This window comes from Catellatospora sp. NPDC049609, assembly GCF_040675365.1.
Classification (GTDB): domain Bacteria; phylum Actinomycetota; class Actinomycetes; order Mycobacteriales; family Micromonosporaceae; genus Catellatospora.
On record NZ_JBFAOU010000340.1, the window covers coordinates 1 to 4,171 of the forward strand.

General features: G+C 72.8%; 4 protein-coding genes. All 4 read right to left on the reverse strand.

The window, feature by feature from the left end; translation table 11 throughout:
* Positions 1-33: 33 nt before the first annotated feature.
* The 4 genes from AB0J67_RS39605 to AB0J67_RS39620 all read right to left on the reverse strand — a co-directional run bounded on the left by AB0J67_RS39605 (position 34) and on the right by AB0J67_RS39620 (position 4,038).
* Entirely contained in the window at positions 34-1,350 is a 1,317-nt protein-coding gene (locus AB0J67_RS39605; RefSeq protein ID WP_363490728.1) for a glycosyl hydrolase family 18 protein, read from the reverse strand.
* A gap of 210 nt (positions 1,351-1,560) precedes the next feature.
* On the reverse strand, positions 1,561-2,256 hold the full coding sequence (locus AB0J67_RS39610) for a hypothetical protein (RefSeq protein WP_363490722.1): 696 nt from the start codon (positions 2,254-2,256) through the stop codon (positions 1,561-1,563).
* A gap of 130 nt (positions 2,257-2,386) precedes the next feature.
* The gene (locus AB0J67_RS39615) at positions 2,387-3,280 is read right to left on the reverse strand and encodes a pyridoxamine 5'-phosphate oxidase family protein (RefSeq protein ID WP_363490724.1); all 894 of its coding nucleotides are present in this window, start codon (positions 3,278-3,280) and stop codon (positions 2,387-2,389) included.
* A gap of 98 nt (positions 3,281-3,378) precedes the next feature.
* Positions 3,379-4,038, reverse strand: a complete 660-nt coding sequence (locus AB0J67_RS39620) for a copper resistance protein CopC (protein WP_363490726.1) — start codon at positions 4,036-4,038, stop codon at positions 3,379-3,381.
* Positions 4,039-4,171: the final 133 nt, after the last annotated feature.

Consider the following 4,171-nt stretch of genomic DNA (forward strand, 5'->3'; position numbering starts at 1 on the left):
GTCCCGGGCCGCCCGCTGGTGTGCCGGAGCCGGTCAGCGGCCCTGGAGGGCCTTGACGTTGTCGCCGAAGGTCCAGTTCTTCGACCCGTCCCAGTTGATGGACCAGGTCATCAGGCCCTTGAGCTGGCCGTTGTAGGTGTTCCACGCCTGCGACACCAGCGACGGCGACATGTAGCCGCCGCCGGCGCCGACCTGCGCGGGCAGGCCGGGGACCTGCTTGTCGAACGGCACCCGGATGGTGACGCCCTGGATGACCAGGCCAGCGTTGAGGCAGTTGGTCTGCGCGACGAAGCCCTGCACCGTGCCCGCGGAGTACGAGTCACCGGCGCAGCCGTACATGCTGCCGTTGTAGTACTGCATGTTCAGCCACCACAGGCGGCCGTTGTCGGCGTACTTCTTGATGATCGGCAGGTAGGAGCCCCAGATCGAGCCGTAGACGACGCTGCCGCCGGTGACGTACGCCGTCTCCGGCGCCATGGTCAGGCCGAAGTTGGACGGCATCTGGGCCAGCACGCCGTCGATGATGCGGATCAGGTTGGCCTGCGAGGTGGACAGCGTGTTGATGTTGCCGCTGCCGGTGAGGCCGGTCTCGATGTCGATGTCGATGCCGTCGAAGTTGTACTTCTTCAGGATCGGCACGACCGTGGCGACGAACCGGTCGGCCACCGCGGACGAGCTGAGGTCGATGCCGGCCGTGGCGCCGCCGATGGACAGCAGGATGGTCAGCCCGGCGGCCTTGGCCTGGCACATCTCGGCCGGGGTGGCGACCTTGACGCCCGCGTCCATGCCGTCCTCCCACAGCACGGTGCCGTCGGAGCGGATCACCGGGAAGGCGGCGTTGATGACGTTGTAGCCGTGCTGGCGGATGCGGGCGTCGGTGATCGGGGTCCAGCCGAACGGCGGGTGCACGCCGTTGGACGAGCCGTCCCAGTTCTCCCAGTAGCCGTGCAGCACCTTGCCGCTGGGCCGGGACTTGACCGGGCAGGTGGTGCCGCCGGGCGAGGTGGACGGCGAGGGCGGGGGCGACACCGACGGCGACGGCGAGGCCGAGGGCGACGGCGGCCGCGAGGGCGACGCGGACGGCGACGGCGGGCGCGACGGCGAGGCCGACGGCGACGGCGGGGTGCCGTCGCAGGCGCCGAGGTCGCGCCACAGCGACGGGGTGGCGGCCGGGTTCCAGCCGGCGCCGACGTGCGCGGTGTGGGTGACCAGCGCCTGGTAGAGGCGGCCGTTGTAGCTGACCTGGGTGCCGGCGGAGTAGGTGTTGCCCTCGGCCCAGGCCGGGGCGGTGCACGCGACGAGGGCGCTCACCGGGGTGGGCGCGGCCTGGCCGTTGGGCGCGGAGACCATCGCCACGGCCAGGGTGGCCGTCACGCTGGCGGCGACGGCTATCGCCCAGCGCGCCGAGCGGCGGATCGAGCGGGTGGGAGTGTTCGGCATGCCGCCATTATTAGGAAAGCTTACTGTCAATGTCCATGGGTGGACGGATGCCAATGTGGAGTTTAAGCAGCGTTTAATGATCGACGGCTCGCCCGGCGCGGGCGAGCCGTCGACGGAGCCCTAGCGGCGCGCCCGGTCGGGGGCGCGCATGCCGTTGCGCGACGCCTGGGGCGGCACGTCCGCCACCATGTGCTGCTCGACCTCGGACAGCGACGGCTCGTCGGCGTCGAGCGCCTCCAGCTGGCCGCTCATGAAGTTGCGCAGCCGGGCCCGGTACTCCCGGTCGAACTGCTGCAGACCCTCGATGCGCTGCTGCAAGGCGGCCCGCTTGCCCTCCAGGCTGCCCACCACGTCCTCGTACTGCTGCAGGGCGTCGCCCTCCAGCCGGTCGGCCTTCGCCTGCGCGTCGTCCACGATCTTCTCGGCACGGGCGCGCGCGTCGGTCATCACCTTCTCGCTGTCGCGCCGCGTGGTCTCCGCGTGCGCCTGCGCCTCGCGGGAGATCTCCACCGCCTTGGCCTGCGCGGCGGCCTGGATCCGGGCGGCCTCCTCGCGGGCGGCCTCGACCATCGCGCGCGCCTCGCGGGCGATCTCCTCCGACTTCGCGCGCGCCTCGGCCCGGATCCGGCCCGACTCCTGCTGCGCGGTCGCGATGTGCTCGTCGGCCGTGCGCCGGGCCAGCACCAGCACCTGCAGCGCCTGCCGCTCGGCCTCGGGGTCGGCCAGCACCGGGTCCACGTGCTCCAGCACCTCGCTGTTCTCGGACGCGCCGCCGAACAGGCCCTTGACACGGCCCTTCAACCGGTTGTCGGTCATCGGACGTTCTCCTCACCGTAGCGTTCGGACGCCGCGACCTCCGCCGGCCGGGCACGTCCCCCGGACGCGAAACGCCACCGTCGAGGGCAGCGAGAATCGTAGCCAACCAGCCGTTTCGGGGGAAGGCTGTTCACCCGCCCCGCCGACCCCGGACGGGTCCGGACGGGTCCGGCGTGTGGTCGAGGGGCGCGGCAGCCCGCCACGGCAGGCGGAGCATGCGATGGACCAGGTGAACCCAGCGATGGCCGTTGCCGCCCCCCTGCTGCTGGTCGCGTCCTTGCTCGCGTTCCGGATCCGGGTGCTGCGCGACCTGCTCGGCAACCACCGGCTGCTCGGTCGGGAACGCGACTTCCGGCTGTTCGCCGTGCTGTTTCTCACCGTCGCCGGCGCCGCCGTGTACCACGCCCGGGAGTGCCGGCCCCGCTGCTGACGCCGCGCCGAAGAAGTCGCCGCCCTTGCGGCGTACGTCGTCGGTGCCCCAGGCCCGGTCGCGGGGCGCCTTGACCATCCGCGGGATGTGCTTGGCGCAGTGGATGTACGCCTCCTCGACCTCCACCACCACCCAGCGCTCGGCCCGCCGGCCCGGCACCGGGTCGACCGGCAGCTCCGGGCACTCGGCACGGGCCTGCGCGTCGTCCATGATCGTGGCGCGGCCGTTGACGTGCAGCCCGATGACGTCCCGCACGAAGTCCATGAACAGCAGGCCGACGTGCGCGTTCTCGCTGATGTTGCCCAGGCTCGCCATGACGCCGTTGCCGCGGTACTCCGGCCACATCAGCCGGCCCGGGTCCGCCACGTGCACGAACCCGGCCGGGCCGGCCCGGAACGTCGCGTCGCACTCCCCGCCGGCGTCGGAGGTGGCCACGAAGACCATCTCCTGCGCCCGGACGAAGGCGACCATGCGGTCGTTGAGCTGGTCGAGCACCTGCTGGTCGTAGAAGCGCTGCGCCCGTTCGGCCGTGCCGTGCTCGGCCTGCAGGCGCCGCTCCCCGGTCGACCCGTGGACCACGGCGATGCTGGTCATGCCGCCTCCCTCCGCCCCCGGCGCGTGCCGGCGCACGTGATCGAGGTTCGCGGATGGGTGGGCACCCACGTCGCACATCAGGTGCGACATGGCCCCCGTCAGCGCGCGGTACGCCGCCGGTGCAGCAGCACCCCGCCCCCGGCGAGCACGACGATCAGGCCGCCGAGCACCCAGTACGGCCAGGCCGTCGAGGTGGGCGGCGGGGTGGGCTCGGGGGAGGACGCGGTGGCGACGGCGACCGTGGGCGCCGCCGCGCCGTGCTCCAGCAGCGCCGGGTCGGGCTGGTTGGTCGGCGGCTGCCAGCCCGCCGGGGCCTGCGTCAGCTTCCCCTGGTAGTCGAAGCGGACCTGGCCGGACACCCGGTCGCCGTCGGAGGCGACGGACTTGAAGGTGATGGTGTAGACGCCGGTCTGCGGCCAGTACGCCACCGGGATCACGGCGGGGAAGCCGGTGCTGTAGAGCTGCGGCTCCCAGTTGCCGTTGACCAGGTTCAGCTCGCGCACCGGCGGGTCCAGCGGCTTGGGCTCGCCGCCGGACCAGCCGTGGTCCACGCGGGTGCCGTCGGGCGCGGTGACGCTGAAGAACGCGTTGGAGGCGGGCCGCTCGGTGAAGTAGAGCCGCACGCTCTCGCGCGGCTCGGTCACCGTGCTCTGGTCCTTGGGGTCGGAGAAGGCAAGCTGGCCGTGCGCCTGCGCGGGGGAGGGCACCAGCGCGGTGGCGGCCACGACGGCGAGCACGACCGCGATCTTTCGAAGCATGGCGATGAACCTAAGTCATCGCGGTCGCGGGCACCATCCCCGTCCCGCTAGGACGGACGGCCCTCCGGCGACCGCGGGCCCGGCCGGCCCCCGCGCCCGGCGCGCGGCGGGCGGGGGCGGCGGGGGGCGGGGC